The organism is Clostridium sp. BIOML-A1 (assembly GCF_009874105.1).
Classification (GTDB): domain Bacteria; phylum Bacillota; class Clostridia; order Lachnospirales; family Lachnospiraceae; genus Coprococcus.
In genome coordinates, this window is record NZ_WWTL01000015.1 from 1 (window position 1) to 14847 (window position 14847).

The window sequence follows — 14847 nt, forward strand, 5'->3', positions numbered from 1 at the left end:
CATTGATGCTGAAATACACTCTTTCCATTACGCCACCTCCAAATACTCACCGATTTTCTCAATGTCCAGCTTTACTACCGGATATGTGCAGTAACCGCTTCTTACCATTCTGCCGGTAGCCTGCCCGAAACCGTGTTGCTTGATAAACTCCATCGCCCAAGGGCAATTATTCGTGTCGATCACTGTCTCGTCCTCTGCAAGTCCGCTTCCTGCGATGCATACCGTGATTCTTGCAATAGGTCCGTCCTCGTTGTTCCAAATCTCGATTGCCCTGCTGTTATCTGCCTGGTATCTTGCTACCTGCAGGAAGCAATCCTTATACACTGCCCATTCTGTCTTAACCTCTAATAATGCCATAGCCTTACGCCTCCTTCTTTGATTCTCTAATCTGCTTTGTCTTGATCACACCGTCAACAATGCTCTGCAGCTCTCTTGCTGTCAGCCCTGCGTAGTTATTCATATCAACCTCTTCCTGGCTGATCCCGGCTTTTTCCAGCTGTCTCTGAAAATAACCCATATTGCCGTCGTAGTCGTACACCTGCTCACCTCCTATGCTGCTCCTAAAATTCTCTCTACGTCTGATCTTCTCTGACGCATCATCAACATTGCCGTCACTTTGTCAATCTGACCGGAAGTGAGGTTTACGATGAAATCTGCCACCTGGTTGTGCATCTTATACACTTCCTGGTACAATCTGTCTGCCTCAGCCTCGTAGTTGTCTGACTTTTCCATATCCAAGTGTTCTTCTTCCATCCAATACTCTGACTGGTTCTCGGCTTCTTCCATTTCAGCCTCTAAAACTCTTAACTTCTTCAATACTTCCTTCATACAAATACGCTCCTTTCAAATTTGCGAACTGTGTTTCACGTGAAACACTCATTTGCGAGTTCTTTAGGTAAAAAAATTTCTATGCCGCCTCTCTAATGTCGATCAGTTTGTCTATCCCTGTGTAAACGCAGTCACCAGTTGTAAATACCAAGCCATCCCATCTTACATACTTAACTGTCTCTACCTTGTTGCCTGCTTCGTAAGGCGTGTGCCACTCTACAACCACTGTCTTTCCATCCGCAAGCATCTTTTCTATCTTCTCAACATCTACCATTCTAAAAACCTTCATACCGACTACCTCCATCGCTTTAAGTATTGTTTGATTATGTATATATTATACTTCGCAACTGCGTATTTGTCAATAGGTTTACTTCTAATTTGCGTATTTTGTTAAAGTTTTTTTACAACAATCTCGTAACCGAGAGCTGCTACCATCTTTGAGAAACTATCGTATCTCATACTCTTAGCGTTTCGGTTGAGAGACTGGCTGATGTTCTGTCTCGTAATCCCCATTCTGTCCGCTAAATCCTGCTGGGTCATTTTCTCTTCGTCCAGGATGCAGCGGATCGTCTCCTCTGCATTCGCCGCTTTAATCTCCATCTATTTTCTCCTTTTCTTCTGTCTGACTGTTACTCTTGCCTTCGCTACCAACGTACCGGTCTTTGTTCTTTCCGGATCAGTAAACCTTAACTGACTTCTGTTCATTTCCAGGTTTTCTTCATTGTCTATCAGCACCAGGTTCTCTATGTTGCAGTTGTCCTTATTTCCGTCCAGGAATGATACCATCTTACCTTCGGGAACCGGTCCGTTGTGTTCTTCCCATACTGCCCTGTGGACAAACTCGAACCGCTCCCATTGTTGACCGATTTCTTTAACCTTTCGGATAAGATAGCCGTCTGTCGTATGTGTGTACTCTCCTACTTCCATGTGGTTTGCCGGGACATGACCTTTCTTAAACATCGTTGCCCTGCACTTCTCATATTGTTCCTGACTCATTGGCTTTCCTTTATTTGCCGGAACGTGTCCTTTTTCAAACCGGCAGTCAACACCGCTGATAATGTCGTGGTTCTTCTTGTATGCCCTGCACTGTTTCTCACTGAACTCTATTCCGAAATGCGCTGACACCAGTTCTGCAATTTCTTTTGTCTTTCTCCCTACCGCAATGCTCCGAATGTAACTTTCCATTCCCTTCGGATATTTTAGTGAGTACCCTTTTGGAACCCCGCCGGTAGTGCCGCTCTTTATGCCATACCGGTTCTTCGCACCCTTTATCGCCGCATCGGAAAATACCATTCCGTACTTCTTATCGAACCTCTGTTGATTTATCAGCTCTGTAACCTGTTTTGTGGTTCTGCCTGGAACATTATCACGCAGCCAGGCGATCACTTCTTCGGGCCAGCCTCTCATTTATGGTTCGCCCCCCCCCTCGCATGAACTTCGAGCATTTCCGGAACCGCCTTCTGTCTTTCGTACCCATACTCGTCCATGTGCTTCATCGCTTTGTACTGCAGCTCTCCGTTTTTGATAATCTGCTCGCTAATGTCGCATATAGCGTCGGTTCTCTTTAACTCGCTTTCCAGCTCTTCTCCTGTCAGATCATCGTCTCCCAGCTTTTCCAGCTGAGCGAACAGGTGGTTATTCAAGTCTCCTAATGTATTCTTCATATTGTCATCTCCTTCCTTGCTTCGTCTACCGCCAACTCCATCGTTGTATTGAACGGCGTGTTGCAGTCCTCCATCTTATCGAATAATTCGACTGCCTTCTGCAGGAACTCTTCGCTGTCTACCAGTTCCTCGTATTTTTCTTCATCCAGGTTTCCGTTTTCAAGCAACCCCTGCAGATAATTCTTTACATCCTCTGTTCTGTCGTTCTTACTCATTGCTCTGCTGATCTCGCCCATAAGTGCCTCGTTGATTACTGCAGGCTCTTCCGTGATGTAGAACCTTGCGCTGCCGCTGATACCTCCGCTGATTTCGTACCTAGTGTCTGTATGCTCTTCCATCAGAATGCTACCTTCAATGCTCACATACTCCTTTGCCTGGGTGTCTGCTATCTGATCCAGTCTATCAATCAGCTGTTTCTCGTCACTGGAAATCGCAACCACAGTTACTCCAATGTCGTCCGGACATTCCCAGCATCCAGCTAACACAAATAAATTTACTGTTTTATTCATCCTCTGCCTCCTTCCAGTCGCTTGCAATCTCTGCGACCGTTCTCTCCAAAATCTTGAACTTCTCCGGATCAATCCAGCTCGGTATCTCTCCGTTTCTTACTCTTTCCTGGTACCGGTTCAAACACAACTGCTTTACTGGTACTGGTCTGCCTATCTGAACAAACATACCTCTCTGCTTGTCCCAGGCAAATGCTCCGTACTCTACATTCTCGACTGCAGCTTTCATAACCTCTATTGCCGCATCCAGTGCTTCCAGTTCCATAGGACCAGGTGGCACCTCTTCGATGTTCCGGATATTATGCAGGTATGTTTCCAGCACCGCCGCATTTTCTCTATATGTCATATCATCACCTACCATTCAATCGGATATCCGGTCAGATTTTCGCACTGCTCCAACTCTTCTGCGAACATTGATTCATATAACTCCTTCAATTCAGACTTGCCCCTAAAATTGGTGTCCTGCAGATTTATCCAAAAACTGAAATCCTGTTCCGGGTTCAGCCTTCCCAAGTTTCTTCTTAGCTCAAAGTCCGCCTCTGTCATCGGCTCTGCTGGCAAGCTGGCTATCTTTTCCTCTCTCGCCTTGGTAAGAATATATCTGCCTTCTTCAAACACCTGCTGGATGATGTTGTTCATTGTCAGTTCTATGCTTTCTTCTCGCATTCTACCTATCACTGCATACATATCGCATTCCGCATCATCTAATAGTCTCAAATCATCTATTCCACAGTCAAACACTGCTCTTACTAATTCTGTATTCATTCTGCATCCTCCTCTTCTTCCGGATGCCAGTGATACTTGCAATCCGGATTTTCGCATCTACCATTCCACATCGTACTACCACATTCCGGGCAAGTGCTTGCCTCGTATGGTCCTCCGCCTAACATCTGATCCGCTCCTTTCTACAAATACGAGCAGCCGTACCTCTTTCGGAAGGTCTCCCTGCCGCCCTTATGAATAATCTGCTTTACTTCACCTTCTTCCCGATCCGCATCGATTATTCGTGCAAATTCGTCTGCCTTCTGCAGGGCGTATTCTTTTTCCCAGGCCAGCTGTCCGATAATCTTTGACATTCTTTCCGCCATCGGGTTTCCGTGTATTCTCTTTAGGATTTCTCCCATATTGTGACAGTTGTTACATACCGGCACTTTCAATCCGTCCTTCTCGCTCAGCTCTCTACCGGCGGTACCGAACACCAAATGATGCTCAGCTTCCGACGGTCTGCCGCAGATGAAACAGATTTCCGGATAGTCTGTCACTATTACTTTACCCACCGCTTACACCTACTTTCTGTTTCTAGCTCCAACGATTACCAAGAACGCAAATACCACTAATGCTGCCATAGTCTCGCCTCCTTAACCAAAAACCACTGTTCCGAATAGTGCGTACTGGATGATCGCATCACACACGATTGCGTCTGCATTGCAGGTGTCGAATCTGATCTTGCCATCCATCTGTTCTAAGCAGTTGCAGCCAACCGGTGTAATCGCCCACAGCTCTACTCCTTTCTTGAATTTCTCCAAGTCCAGCTCGTAATACTCTGTCTCGTCCTTGTCGAACGGTTCCGGCAGGTGTAATCTCAGTTTTCCGCCTCTTGCGATCTGCTCGCTTCCATATTCTCCGAGATAATCGCCTACAACCTTTGCCTCATCACACCAGTAAGTGATGCCACCCTCCAACGCTCCGCACATAATGTCGTCAATATCTTCCTGGGTAAGTACGATTTCCAATGTTACACTTACCGTTACCTGTTTTTCTTTCTCTTTGCTGCCCATGACTCGCTCTCCTTCTTTTTTATCGCTTTTTCTATCTCTCCGAGTTTTTCATCACTGAGAAACTTAAAATTCACGCCTGCGTCTGTAAACGCTGTAAAAATGCTATCCTGCACCGCCTTGACTGTCGCCCAGTCCGGTTCATCGTCCTGCGTTCTGATACCGAACTGAACCATGTAGTCCTCGATCACGTGCCACAACTCATATTCCAGCTCGTCCACACATCCGAGTGCCGATACGTCCACGACCGCCGGTGCTGTTATTTTCTTTCCGTCTGCCAGTTCCAGGTCTACTGTGTCAATCTCTTCTCCGAACTCACCGCCTTTCTTGTGGTGTGCCAGGATGTCGCCTGCAAAGTCATAGCCTCTGTCGATCATAGCCTCGCTGTTGTCGTCGTACAGTCTGAAACATCCGGCCAGTTCGCCCTTCTCGTGTCTCTGCAGAACTTCTTCCCAGGTCAGCTTTCGCATTCCCAACCAGGTGTAACCCATTATTCATCGCCTCCTTCATAATCTGCCCCGCAATACGGACACTTCGTTACTCCGTAGCAGTTAAACATCTTTCCGCATTCTTTGCAGGTATCTAACTCTCCATTTCTCTGCCAATCTTCCAGCAAGCTACTTACGTGCTGCCAGTCCAGTGCCTCGAAAACTTCCTCTGCCAAATCGTCCTGCTGGTTGCACTCCTGCAGGATGCTGTTTCTCGTGTACACCGTATCGGATAATTCCGGGATGTAACACGGATCATCCGGTCTGTGGTAAAACGCATCTTCGTCTTTGAAGATATGTCCCTGTCCGTAGAACTCACGGACGATCTTCTCGCCTTCTCCGTTTTCATCCGGCGGCGTGTAACTGCCAACCAGTACCGGGATGTTTACTTTCTGCAAGGCCTGCGACAGTTCCAATATCATGCCGTCAATGGCTTCTGCGTCCTTTACAAGCTCCCTTGTGGAAGGAACTCCGCTCGTTCCGCTTCGCTTGGCTTCTATCCACATTTCAATATGCTCGTCGATGTCGAAATCTTCGTAGTAGGATTCCAGGCTGTCCTTGAAACTGTCTGCCTGGTTCTCTTCATCAAAATCAATCGTCATTGAGAAATCTTCGCCTGCAGGTGACGACTGCCCGATTTCAACATAGGTTCTTCTGTTGTCCGGCTCAATGTATGCTTCCCAGTTCCACCCCATTTCTTCTGCCTTGTCGAGAAGCATTTTTAAGCCTCTCGATATGTCCTTGTATTCTTCCATATCCTTATTCCTTCGCATCTGCGTAGTACGCATCAAATGCAATACCGGCATTTACCAGTTTATCTTCCAGGTAATTACCGTAGCACCAACCGTCTCCATCCTCCCAAAAACTGTCCCAGGCTTTCTCTAATACCTCTTTTGCCTTCTCTTCATCATCTTTGCTTACAACAAACACGCAATCCATCCAGTCGTTTAACTGTGACTGCACTCTGATTACGCTTTCCTTTAATACTTCCACGCCAATATTCATTGTGCCTGCTCCTTTCTCAGATATAATAGCAACTGAAATTCCAGTGATGCCCGAACTCATAATACAGACCGTATCTCTCGAATATCTTGTCAAATTCTTTTCTGACCGAAGGAAGGATGCCGTAGTACAGCATCTCACATACCGGCCCTTCAAAACTCATGCTGAGAATGTGTTCCGGATTAACATATTCAAAATGTTTCTCCGGCTGGTCTGCCACTTCGATCAGATGCTCCCTGTCGTTGTAATAATATTCTCCGTTCTCCGGATCGTAACTCGTGTACTTCTTTCCGTTGAAGTAAATATCAACGTCCTGCCATAACCCATGATCCAGCAGAAACTCTCGAATCTCCTTTGCCAGGTTCTCAATCTGCTCTGCTGTCAGCTTTGTCGCTGTGCTCACGCAATCGCCTCCTTTCTAACTCTCTTCTTAACCAGTCGTGCCGGGTACTGCGGCTGGTTCTCTCTGTATTCTTTCAGTCTCTCCCTTGCCTCTTTCCTTGTGTATTCGGTCAAGGTGTACTCCCAGCCGTACCCATAATTTAACTGCAACTCCCAAGTGTCGATTGTCTTTCTCTCGTATGCCATCCTACGCAACCTCCTCTTTCTTCGGCTTTCTACCACGTCTCTTCGGCTTTTCGGCCGGCTTTTCTTCCTTGACCTCTTCTGCAGGTTCCTCGACTACCGGTTCCTCGACTTTCTCTTCGACCACCGGTTCTTCCTTGACTACCGGCTCTGCAGGAAGCATAACATCCAGCTTGTATCTCTTTGTGATGCTCTGAATCATCGTCGCTACCTCTGCGCTTACTTCCTGGATTTCGTCCTCAGTAAGTCCTTCTGTCAAGCTCTCTGTCTCGGTCCAATATCCTGCATTATCCAGGAAATGATTTAATACCTTCTTTGCTCTATCGTGTTTTACATCCCACTTCATATCGTTTACCTCTCTTCCTTTTCTCCGGCGATCAGTGCCAGTACCACTACTCCGTTTATCAAAATTGCCACCAAATTCTTCGCTCTCATACCGTCGTATATGCCGACCATAAAGTTGATGAACAACACCGACTGTAGGAACTGTCTCAATTTCTTCATTGCCAAATCAGCCTCCTTTATGATAGACTTAACAGTTGAGAGGCGGTGTTGCTGCCTCCCGACCGTTAAGGGAACTACTTAATCAATCAAACCTAACCATTTCAGAATTGCCGTAATCACTGACACAATCATGATTACTATGGTGGAGATTATGCTGGCCTGCTTTTCTCTCTTCTGTAATTTAAGGTTTTCGATTTCAAGTAGTTCCTTTTCCTTTGTGGAAAAGTCTTTCTTCTTACCTTTCTTACCCAACTGGTAATTCCTCCTTCCTTCGGATTTAATCAAATTGTTTTGTTTGATTATGGTTATATTATAACTCGCACTTGCGTATTTGTCAATAGATATACTTCTATTTTACGAGTTTTTGCTAAAATGTTTTCGCACTCACGAGAACTTCTGCAATTTCCGGATCATCTGCGCTACCTGGTGCATTACTCCCTATTTTCATTTGCGAGGACCGTAAACCCGCATGGTTGCTTGGTGCATTGTAAGATTTCTTACATGATTTCTTCTAAGGTTTCTACAAGGATTCTTTACTAGATATTAGAGATTAGATAATAGATATTAGAGATAGAATAATATATGCTCATTTGCGTACTCTCAAAAGCGTATTTTATCCACAAATGCGTGTGGATAATGTGGATAATTACACCTCTGAAAACATATAGCTCTATGACTTCGTACACGGTTCGATACCGGCTTTTAGTCTTTAGACATAGGATAGGTACTAAAATCGCCTATCGTGTCTCGGGAACTTTTCGTCAAAATACCCGGTCTGATTTTGGTTATTTTGTATATTGATTTTACCTGCGGTCTTGTTCCGCTTTTCTGCAATAAAAAAAGAGCCTACAACCCCTGCGGATCATAGGCTCCCTTGCTTACTCTGCTGAATTGATGAAATCCTGGCAGTCCAATTCACGGTACGCCTTTTCAAAGGTTTCCTTCGGACTCCATGATACATAACCATCCGGATATTTCACGGCGTACCCAGGTACTCCGTTCTTCTCCTTCGGCTCAGCTTTTACAATTTTCACGCCGATGTAGTTTTTCATAATGCCACCGTTTCCTCCTGTTATTTTACTCTGATGGTGTCTCCTGCGATAATAAGGTTCGGATTCTCAATGCCGTTGAGCTGAGCAATCGCATTGACTGTAGTTCCATACTTCGCTGCAATGCCGGAAAGCGTATCTCCGCTCTTAATGGTGTAATACTTCTTATTTCCGGCGTTGATTGCGTCCTGGACCTCCTGCCATCTACTGCCAAGAATGGTCCTTCTCACTTCATCGTCACCGTACTTATTGGCCCACACTTCGTCTACAAGCTCCTGCACGGATGCTTTGTCGATGTGATTGATCACATCCTGCACTTCATTGTATCTGCTACCGAGAGCCGCCTTTCTTGCGTCACCACCGCCGAACTCGTCTTTCATCGTTCTGTAGAGCAGATCGAGGGTACTGCCTTCCGGTTCTGAAACCTCCGGCTCCTTCGTTTCATCTCCTGCGCTGGCAGAAAATCCGTTGAGTCCTGCCTTCTTGATTTCTGTTTCAAAATCACGATAGCAAAAATCCTGGTCCACAGTTCTTCCGCAGATTGTCTTGTCAGCAATGTAGTTATGCTCTCCTCCGTACTGCCAAATATCGTGAACTGTTACCGGCTCATTTGAAGAATATCTCGCTACCCAATGAGTGAATCTCTGCAGGCGATCATCGTCTACGTGTGCCTGGAAATGCGAATCAGATGTATATACTCCGACAAAATATCCGGCTTTTTCGCACCTGTCACAGAACGCAATTACAATATCCGTAAGGACACCTCTGCTATTGTTAAGCATCTTACCTTCTACGTCGTAGTAGATAGGATATTCAAACTGCTTCCCTGCAATAACTGACAGGAAATGGTCTGCCTCCTGTTCTGCCTCCGTAACAGACTTTGCATTACCGTAATAGTATGCACCTACCGGAAGTCCGATAGCCTTACACTGTGCATAGTAATTTTCAAACTTGCTATCCTTATACTTGCCATCATCTGCGCCTGCAGCCTTGATAATAGCAAATTTCACGTCTCTTTCGTTCCTGGCCTGCTCGATGCTCATATCTCCCTGCCAGTGTGAAACATCAATACCAAATAGTTTTTCCATAGAAAACTCCTCCTTAAATCAAAATAAGGGGCAGCTTTTCAGCCACCCCGATGCGATACCTTTTCAGAACTTACGCTTTGATTAACCTTCCTTTTTTGAGAAGATTAACCATCTTGGTGTTCTGTGCTGCGGTATATGCGTAATTTGTAATTCCATTTGCGGCTGCAATCTTGGCCCGGTGCGCCTTCGATGTATCTTTCTCGCCCACTGCAGCAAGTGCCGTAATGATAGAACCCGATGCCCCTTCATACTTAGGGTAATAGGCGTTTCCACGTCTCGGATTTCCGGAAACAACAACCACCGTGTGTCCTTTGGTCTTTGTGACAAGCACATCGCCGTTGAACAGTTCAGTTTTGGAAGTTACCGCAATCGGTTCCATAAACTGTCCTGTTGCTTTCAATGCCGAAACCTCGGACGCTGTGTTGAAATTTCCCGGATCAAAGCCAGCCTGGATGCAGCACGCTCTCACAAGTGAACTGCAGTCTGCCTCTGTTTTTGCAGAAATCTTTGCGAGCTTTCCGGCTTTTCTCAGCTGTTCGATTACATTGCTTCTGTGTCCCTGGCAATATCCGATATTGTTGTTTCTGCATCCCTGCAGCATAGCTTCCGCAATGGCATTTGCTACCGTGACGCTCTTCGGTCTCAGACAGTACCAGCCTTTTGAATGGACGTAATACGCCTGGGTTGATACCTCGTTTCCAGTCTGATCTCCCGGCTTTCCTCCGGAAATGTGACCGTTCTCGTCAATTCTTGCGCTTCCAACTACTAAACTCATGGTTCTTCCTCCTAACAAAATAGGGCAGTCTTTCGACCGCCCTGTGCTTACAATATGTTCTCAGATTACTCCTCGTCCTCGCTGTTTGAGCCGATGTTGGCTGAATCAGTCAAACCTTCGCCGATGATGTATGCCACCACGGACGCTCCTGCCATAATGAGCGCTGTAACCTGTGTTGCTGTGTTGTCCGTACCGCCAGTAGCCAGGATCATCATAGATACGAATGACGCTACCGCAGTCCACAACTTTCTGCTTGTGAGTTTTCTAACCCAATCAATTTTCTTCATGTTCCTTTACCTCCTGTTATACAATTTGTTTGAGTGCCTGTGCGTTCAGAAAGTCCTTCTGCTCGTGCTTAACCTTCTGAACGTAGTCGAGTGCTGCGTGCATATCTCCATTGCAATGTGCGTCCGGAATCCTCTGCACCGCTCTAGCTGTCGCTTCTCCAAGCGCCAGGGAAGCATTGACGCAGTTTATGATGCAGAGTTCATTCTTCTCTCGGACTCTCTCTCTAGCATCCACTTCCTTTTGTCGCTCTTCACGCTCTGCTTTTTCTTTGTCTGCACGCTTCTGTATGCTCTGCTCTATGAGCCAAAAAAAGAAGCCAGTCAGTGCCGACGGTATGCTCGCTGCCACAATGATTGCCGTCACGTCCACCTTTATCACCTCCTTCCCAAACGCACCGTAATTCCCACGGCACATCCGTAATATCTGCCGCCTTTTCACCCAAAATGGCCTCTATTACTGCATAAAGAATGGCATCCGCACGTGGGTCCTTATCGAACCGGTACAGATGCCACACCAACTGATTATGCAGGTTCAGCAGATTCTCTTCGTCTGCCTCGGTATTGAGCAAGTCTAACTCTACGGCCGCGCTTTCCAGGCGGTCATAGTTGTAAAATTCTGCGTAGGGTATCATGCCTTATACTTACGACCTGTGATTTCCTCGTATTCTTCCTCGGTAATCTTGTCCTTCTTGACAGCGTTCTTTACCATAACCAGGTTCCATCTCTTTGTGTCGTAATAGTCCTTGACTTTGTAGAACCAGTCGCTGTGCTGCACTTCTTCCTGGATCGTCTCCTCTGCAGATGTGTCTACTGCTTCTGTTACTTCTTTAGCCTTTGCCATATTACTCTTCCTCACTTTCTTCGGTGCTGGTTGCTGAGTCTCCTGCTTCCGGGAACTCAATGTCTGCCATCATTGCCAGGTAATCAATCTTGGCATTCTGATCGGCCAGCTCAGCCTTCATGTTCTCGTCAGCTCTCATTTTGGCGACATCGCCGCCGTTCTTCTTTACTTCCATTTGGCTACCTCCATAATGATTTATAATATTTATCCATGCGCTGCAGGAGCTTAAAACTATTGCCCTTGCTGGCATGGTTTCTCCAAGCGTAATAACACTCGTCTACCTTAGCCTTCGTGAGTTCGCCTCTTTTGGCTTTTCTCACCAGCCTTCGTAATATCCGACGTCTTTCTTTGACGTTCTTCGGATCGATTATCATAATAACCTTCCCGGTATCTGTTAGCCGGTACTTGAATCCTAAAAATGTGAAACCGTCTGTAATGCAAAATACCTTCGTTTTCTTCGGGTTGAACTCTAACCCTTTCTCAGCCAATATCTCGCCGATCACCTTTCTGCAGTATTCCAGGTATTCCCTGGAAGGGTGGAACGCAAGCGAATCGTCCATATATCTTCCGAACTCGTCCACATCCAATTCTTCCTTGATTTTGTGGTCGTGATCGTCCAATGCCGATATGCCAACAATCTGAACCATCTGACTTCCTGGGTTATACCCAACATCTCCGGCGTACTGTCCGTCGAGTACATCAATGGCTCGTTTTGCTATTTCCGGTTCCAGCTTTCTTTCCAACATTGCGTTGGTTAAGTCGTGCCGCATATTCGGATAATACCCATGCACATCTATCTGCAGACCGTAAAATTCTGTACCGTACTTCCGGTACATCCTCTGCAGAAATAGTTTCATCCTGTCTCTCGCATCATCGGTACCCTTGCCACGCTGGCAGGCCCAATTATCACGAATGAACGAATTTGTCATTATTGGGTACAGTGCGTTGTCATTCAAACTTCTCTGATAAACGCGGTCTCTGAAACATACACTGATGATTTCTCTTTTCTTCGGCCTGGTTATCGTGAATTTTGCTATCTGCCTTGCCTTGTAGGTTCCATTTTCCAACTGCTCATTGAGCTTGTATGTTTCCTCCAAGCTGTTCAATACATAATGTGCAACGGACTCTTTCCAAATAACTCCTTTCTTGCACTTGTGCATCGAATCATATAAGGCTTCAAAGCCGATTACTTCTTCCATATCCATAAAACTTATAGATAGGTCCATAGCGTTGACAGCGGGTAACAGTCGTTCTCCGGCTGACCGCATCGCTACAGTGTTGTTCGCCTTACGGCCGGATGCAGGCTCCTTGTGTTTGATTGGTTGGAGCGCCATTCTTACGGAATAGCCTTTATGTCCTTAATACCACACAAGCCGGGGCGCAGCGATTGGCCCAGTTCGCGTTGTTGTTGTTGACGTTGCCGCTAGAGTTCACGTACCACGTATTGTACGAATTGCCACGATTAGCCGAGCGCAAGCGGACGTTCTGCGTTTAGCCTACATCCGTATAATAAAAACTACTCCGCAATTTGGGAGTAGCGTTTACTATCACTTTCATTCCAACTGCGGATCATGCCTCGAACCTTCAAAACCTTACCGGTCCAAAACTTGACTCGCTTATTTTTGAGATGAAACGAGGATTTCGCAATTCCGATCAGAGCTAGGAGTCTATTGCATTCCCTGGCCGCACGAAGTTGAAGCTCCCTGCGGGCTCTCCAATCATCTTTCGTCGTTACCCTAACATTGTTGGCATCCCAAGCATCGATGTAGATACTCTTTGCAGTCTCGATAATGTCGTCGGTAACTTGTCTTTGGTATTCCGGAAGAAAAATTTTCTCGTTCTTCGTGATTCTGAGAGTGTAAGTTACTAAGTCCAACGCCTGCACGAATACTTCCAGTCTGCTTTCTCTTCTTTCTCCAACTGGTACTGACACGCTATGTTCCTCCTTTCTCTGAAATTATACCCGGCATCCGTGGGTGCCGGGATTTACTGATTGCTGATTAGCAGAAATCACAAGCCGGGGCGCAGCGATTGGCCCAGTTCGCGCTGTTGTAGTAGACGTAGCCGCTAGAGTTCACGTACCACGTATTGCACGAATAGCCAAGATGAGCCGAGCGCAAGCGGACGGTCTGCGGTGAAGTGTGATTCTCAATCGCAAATGTACGAATCTGAGGGTATGTCTGATACTGCTTCATCTTCGTTGTCATGTTGGACGCTCTCTTCCAATAGTCCCATGTGGTGCCTTCGCCAGCGAGCTGAGGCTCAATAGACATCTGCTCCAACGCAGGCAGATAGATTTTGTCATACGTTGTTTCGAGCGGATCAACTGAGTTGCTGCTCGTAGCGTCTGTAATAGTATTGAGCGCTGTTACAACCTTTGTCGGTCTGAGGACTTCAAGGAAATCTGCGTCAAAACCTGTTAAGAAGCCGGCCTTTGCTGCAAGCTGATCCGGGCATCTGTCGTAATCATTCTGTGGAGTCCACCACTCGCCTACTCCCTTATCAGAGTTAAGCCACTGCCTCATTGCTGACTGGGACCATCTGTTGTAGCCGTATGCTGTTCTCTGCAAGCAGTTGAGTTTTCCATCTCCTCCGAACTTTAAGACTCCGAGGCTTGTTCCGGAACTTCCTTCTGTTACCGAAACCGTCTCAATAGCGTCCACCGCCGTCTTACTGTTGTATGAATATACTTTCCAAGTAGAAGGTGCCTGATCCGGTGCGCCTCTGAATCCGGCAAGCTGACCGCCTGCTGGCACAGGCTTTGTGAGCGTAAACTGGTATTTTTTTCCGGCTACGCAATATCCTTTGTCACCCCATGTAGTGCCAATCTCAATATAGTACGTTCCTGCAGCAAGTCCTTCTGTCGCATAGAAAAACGCCTGGTACTGATTGAACTGCACCCCGAACGGTGTAGCATAGTGCCACTGTACGGTCATGCTCGGAAGTTCCTCACCATCCTGCAATGCTGATGTTCCAAAAGCTACAATATCAAGCGGTACATCGTATTTCTGCCCCGTTGCGATGTCCGTCCAAGGAACGATAATCTGATCGCCCACCTGGAACACTTTACTTGCCTGGCCTGCGCGCACAACATTAAGTACATCCTTAATGGATGTCGGCTTATAATTGATGCCGCTGGCAAGTGATGTTAAAATCTCATTCTGTAACTGCATCTGAGCTACAACCTGCTTTGCTGTTTCGTCCAGCACTACCGGTTTTGTTACTTTACTCATTCTTGTATGCCTCCTTATTCTTCAAATGTCTGACACAGAACACCATCCACGAGAGAAAAACCTTCATCATCCATTCTGTCTTTCAGATAATTGTCATTCTCAATCAGCTGTTTAGATGCTGCGTTGATGTTGTCTGCATGGTTCGTGTCCGTAACCTCAACATTCGGCACGGACTGAGAAAAATTTCTCGTTGTCGGTGTGTAATTCTTCACGTTTTGCCTC

The 14847-nt window shown here is 46.4% G+C and carries 32 protein-coding genes; all 32 read right to left on the bottom strand.

Annotated elements, in window-relative coordinates:
* Window positions 1–27: 27 nt before the first annotated feature.
* Window positions 28–357: a DUF4313 domain-containing protein gene (locus GT641_RS11100; protein ID WP_161117561.1), complete on the bottom strand. Its 330-nt coding sequence runs from the start codon at window positions 355–357 to the stop codon at window positions 28–30.
* Window positions 358–361: 4 nt separating this feature from the next.
* On the bottom strand, window positions 362–538 hold the full coding sequence (locus tag GT641_RS11105; protein WP_161117562.1) for a hypothetical protein: 177 nt from the start codon (window positions 536–538) through the stop codon (window positions 362–364).
* Window positions 539–549: 11 nt separating this feature from the next.
* Window positions 550–828: a hypothetical protein gene (locus tag GT641_RS11110; protein WP_161117563.1), complete on the bottom strand. Its 279-nt coding sequence runs from the start codon at window positions 826–828 to the stop codon at window positions 550–552.
* A 79-nt stretch (window positions 829–907) separates the two neighbouring features.
* Entirely contained in the window at window positions 908–1117 is a 210-nt protein-coding gene (locus tag GT641_RS11115; protein ID WP_161117564.1) for a hypothetical protein, read from the bottom strand.
* A 101-nt stretch (window positions 1118–1218) separates the two neighbouring features.
* Entirely contained in the window at window positions 1219–1428 is a 210-nt protein-coding gene (locus GT641_RS11120) for an XRE family transcriptional regulator (protein WP_161117565.1), read from the bottom strand.
* Window positions 1429–2235 (bottom strand): HNH endonuclease signature motif containing protein, encoded by an 807-nt coding sequence (locus GT641_RS11125; protein WP_161117566.1) that lies wholly within the window; start codon window positions 2233–2235, stop codon window positions 1429–1431.
* Window positions 2232–2492, bottom strand: coding sequence for a M15 family metallopeptidase (locus GT641_RS11130; protein ID WP_161117567.1), 261 nt, complete (start codon window positions 2490–2492; stop codon window positions 2232–2234). The genes GT641_RS11125 and GT641_RS11130 overlap by 4 nt, the downstream gene beginning before the upstream one ends.
* Entirely contained in the window at window positions 2489–3001 is a 513-nt protein-coding gene (locus GT641_RS11135) for a hypothetical protein (RefSeq protein WP_161117568.1), read from the bottom strand. The genes GT641_RS11130 and GT641_RS11135 overlap by 4 nt, the downstream gene beginning before the upstream one ends.
* Window positions 2994–3344: a hypothetical protein gene (locus tag GT641_RS11140; protein WP_161117569.1), complete on the bottom strand. Its 351-nt coding sequence runs from the start codon at window positions 3342–3344 to the stop codon at window positions 2994–2996. The genes GT641_RS11135 and GT641_RS11140 overlap by 8 nt, the downstream gene beginning before the upstream one ends.
* An 8-nt stretch (window positions 3345–3352) precedes the next feature.
* Window positions 3353–3763: a hypothetical protein gene (locus GT641_RS11145; protein WP_161117570.1), complete on the bottom strand. Its 411-nt coding sequence runs from the start codon at window positions 3761–3763 to the stop codon at window positions 3353–3355.
* Complete coding sequence (locus tag GT641_RS13315; RefSeq protein WP_279282162.1) at window positions 3760–3888, bottom strand: hypothetical protein; 129 nt, start codon at window positions 3886–3888, stop codon at window positions 3760–3762. Before GT641_RS13315 ends, GT641_RS11145 begins: the two co-directional genes overlap by 4 nt.
* Before the next feature lie 15 nt (window positions 3889–3903).
* Window positions 3904–4275: a hypothetical protein gene (locus GT641_RS11150; protein WP_161117571.1), complete on the bottom strand. Its 372-nt coding sequence runs from the start codon at window positions 4273–4275 to the stop codon at window positions 3904–3906.
* A gap of 81 nt (window positions 4276–4356) precedes the next feature.
* The gene (locus GT641_RS11155; RefSeq protein ID WP_161117572.1) at window positions 4357–4776 is read right to left on the bottom strand and encodes a hypothetical protein; all 420 of its coding nucleotides are present in this window, start codon (window positions 4774–4776) and stop codon (window positions 4357–4359) included.
* Window positions 4746–5264, bottom strand: coding sequence for a hypothetical protein (locus tag GT641_RS11160; protein WP_161117573.1), 519 nt, complete (start codon window positions 5262–5264; stop codon window positions 4746–4748). The genes GT641_RS11155 and GT641_RS11160 overlap by 31 nt, the downstream gene beginning before the upstream one ends.
* Window positions 5264–6016 carry a hypothetical protein gene (locus tag GT641_RS13015; RefSeq protein ID WP_192919847.1) on the bottom strand — a complete coding sequence of 251 codons (753 nt, stop codon included), beginning with the start codon at window positions 6014–6016 and terminating at the stop codon, window positions 5264–5266. Before GT641_RS13015 ends, GT641_RS11160 begins: the two co-directional genes overlap by 1 nt.
* Before the next feature lie 4 nt (window positions 6017–6020).
* Window positions 6021–6266 carry a hypothetical protein gene (locus tag GT641_RS11170; protein ID WP_161117574.1) on the bottom strand — a complete coding sequence of 82 codons (246 nt, stop codon included), beginning with the start codon at window positions 6264–6266 and terminating at the stop codon, window positions 6021–6023.
* Window positions 6267–6282: 16 nt separating this feature from the next.
* Window positions 6283–6666: a hypothetical protein gene (locus GT641_RS11175; protein ID WP_161117575.1), complete on the bottom strand. Its 384-nt coding sequence runs from the start codon at window positions 6664–6666 to the stop codon at window positions 6283–6285.
* The gene (locus GT641_RS11180) at window positions 6663–6851 is read right to left on the bottom strand and encodes a hypothetical protein (RefSeq protein ID WP_161117576.1); all 189 of its coding nucleotides are present in this window, start codon (window positions 6849–6851) and stop codon (window positions 6663–6665) included. Before GT641_RS11180 ends, GT641_RS11175 begins: the two co-directional genes overlap by 4 nt.
* A 1-nt stretch (window position 6852) precedes the next feature.
* Window positions 6853–7194: a hypothetical protein gene (locus GT641_RS13020; protein WP_192919848.1), complete on the bottom strand. Its 342-nt coding sequence runs from the start codon at window positions 7192–7194 to the stop codon at window positions 6853–6855.
* A gap of 5 nt (window positions 7195–7199) precedes the next feature.
* The gene (locus tag GT641_RS11185) at window positions 7200–7352 is read right to left on the bottom strand and encodes a hypothetical protein (RefSeq protein ID WP_161117577.1); all 153 of its coding nucleotides are present in this window, start codon (window positions 7350–7352) and stop codon (window positions 7200–7202) included.
* Between the two features lie 78 nt (window positions 7353–7430).
* On the bottom strand, window positions 7431–7604 hold the full coding sequence (locus tag GT641_RS11190) for a hypothetical protein (protein ID WP_161117578.1): 174 nt from the start codon (window positions 7602–7604) through the stop codon (window positions 7431–7433).
* Between the two features lie 626 nt (window positions 7605–8230).
* Window positions 8231–8404, bottom strand: a complete 174-nt coding sequence (locus tag GT641_RS11195; protein ID WP_012742915.1) for a hypothetical protein — start codon at window positions 8402–8404, stop codon at window positions 8231–8233.
* 20 nt (window positions 8405–8424) lie between these two features.
* Window positions 8425–9489 (bottom strand): GH25 family lysozyme, encoded by a 1065-nt coding sequence (locus GT641_RS11200; protein WP_161117579.1) that lies wholly within the window; start codon window positions 9487–9489, stop codon window positions 8425–8427.
* Between the two features lie 70 nt (window positions 9490–9559).
* Window positions 9560–10264 (bottom strand): hypothetical protein, encoded by a 705-nt coding sequence (locus GT641_RS11205; protein ID WP_161117580.1) that lies wholly within the window; start codon window positions 10262–10264, stop codon window positions 9560–9562.
* Between the two features lie 65 nt (window positions 10265–10329).
* Window positions 10330–10551, bottom strand: coding sequence for a hypothetical protein (locus GT641_RS11210; RefSeq protein WP_012742918.1), 222 nt, complete (start codon window positions 10549–10551; stop codon window positions 10330–10332).
* A 16-nt stretch (window positions 10552–10567) separates the two neighbouring features.
* A complete protein-coding gene (locus tag GT641_RS11215) occupies window positions 10568–10921 on the bottom strand; it encodes a serine/threonine protein kinase (RefSeq protein WP_161117581.1) in 354 nt (117 codons plus the stop codon).
* Window positions 10922–11179: 258 nt separating this feature from the next.
* Entirely contained in the window at window positions 11180–11392 is a 213-nt protein-coding gene (locus GT641_RS11220; protein ID WP_192919850.1) for an XkdX family protein, read from the bottom strand.
* Window position 11393: 1 nt separating this feature from the next.
* Window positions 11394–11567 carry a hypothetical protein gene (locus tag GT641_RS11225; protein ID WP_161117582.1) on the bottom strand — a complete coding sequence of 58 codons (174 nt, stop codon included), beginning with the start codon at window positions 11565–11567 and terminating at the stop codon, window positions 11394–11396.
* Window positions 11568–11571: 4 nt separating this feature from the next.
* A complete protein-coding gene (locus GT641_RS11230) occupies window positions 11572–12591 on the bottom strand; it encodes a reverse transcriptase domain-containing protein (protein ID WP_161117583.1) in 1020 nt (339 codons plus the stop codon).
* A gap of 317 nt (window positions 12592–12908) precedes the next feature.
* On the bottom strand, window positions 12909–13325 hold the full coding sequence (locus GT641_RS11235) for a hypothetical protein (protein WP_161117584.1): 417 nt from the start codon (window positions 13323–13325) through the stop codon (window positions 12909–12911).
* Between the two features lie 67 nt (window positions 13326–13392).
* Window positions 13393–14625, bottom strand: a complete 1233-nt coding sequence (locus tag GT641_RS11240) for a DUF6273 domain-containing protein (protein ID WP_161117585.1) — start codon at window positions 14623–14625, stop codon at window positions 13393–13395.
* 14 nt (window positions 14626–14639) lie between these two features.
* Window positions 14640–14837: a hypothetical protein gene (locus GT641_RS11245; RefSeq protein ID WP_161117586.1), complete on the bottom strand. Its 198-nt coding sequence runs from the start codon at window positions 14835–14837 to the stop codon at window positions 14640–14642.
* Window positions 14838–14847 lie beyond the last annotated feature (10 nt).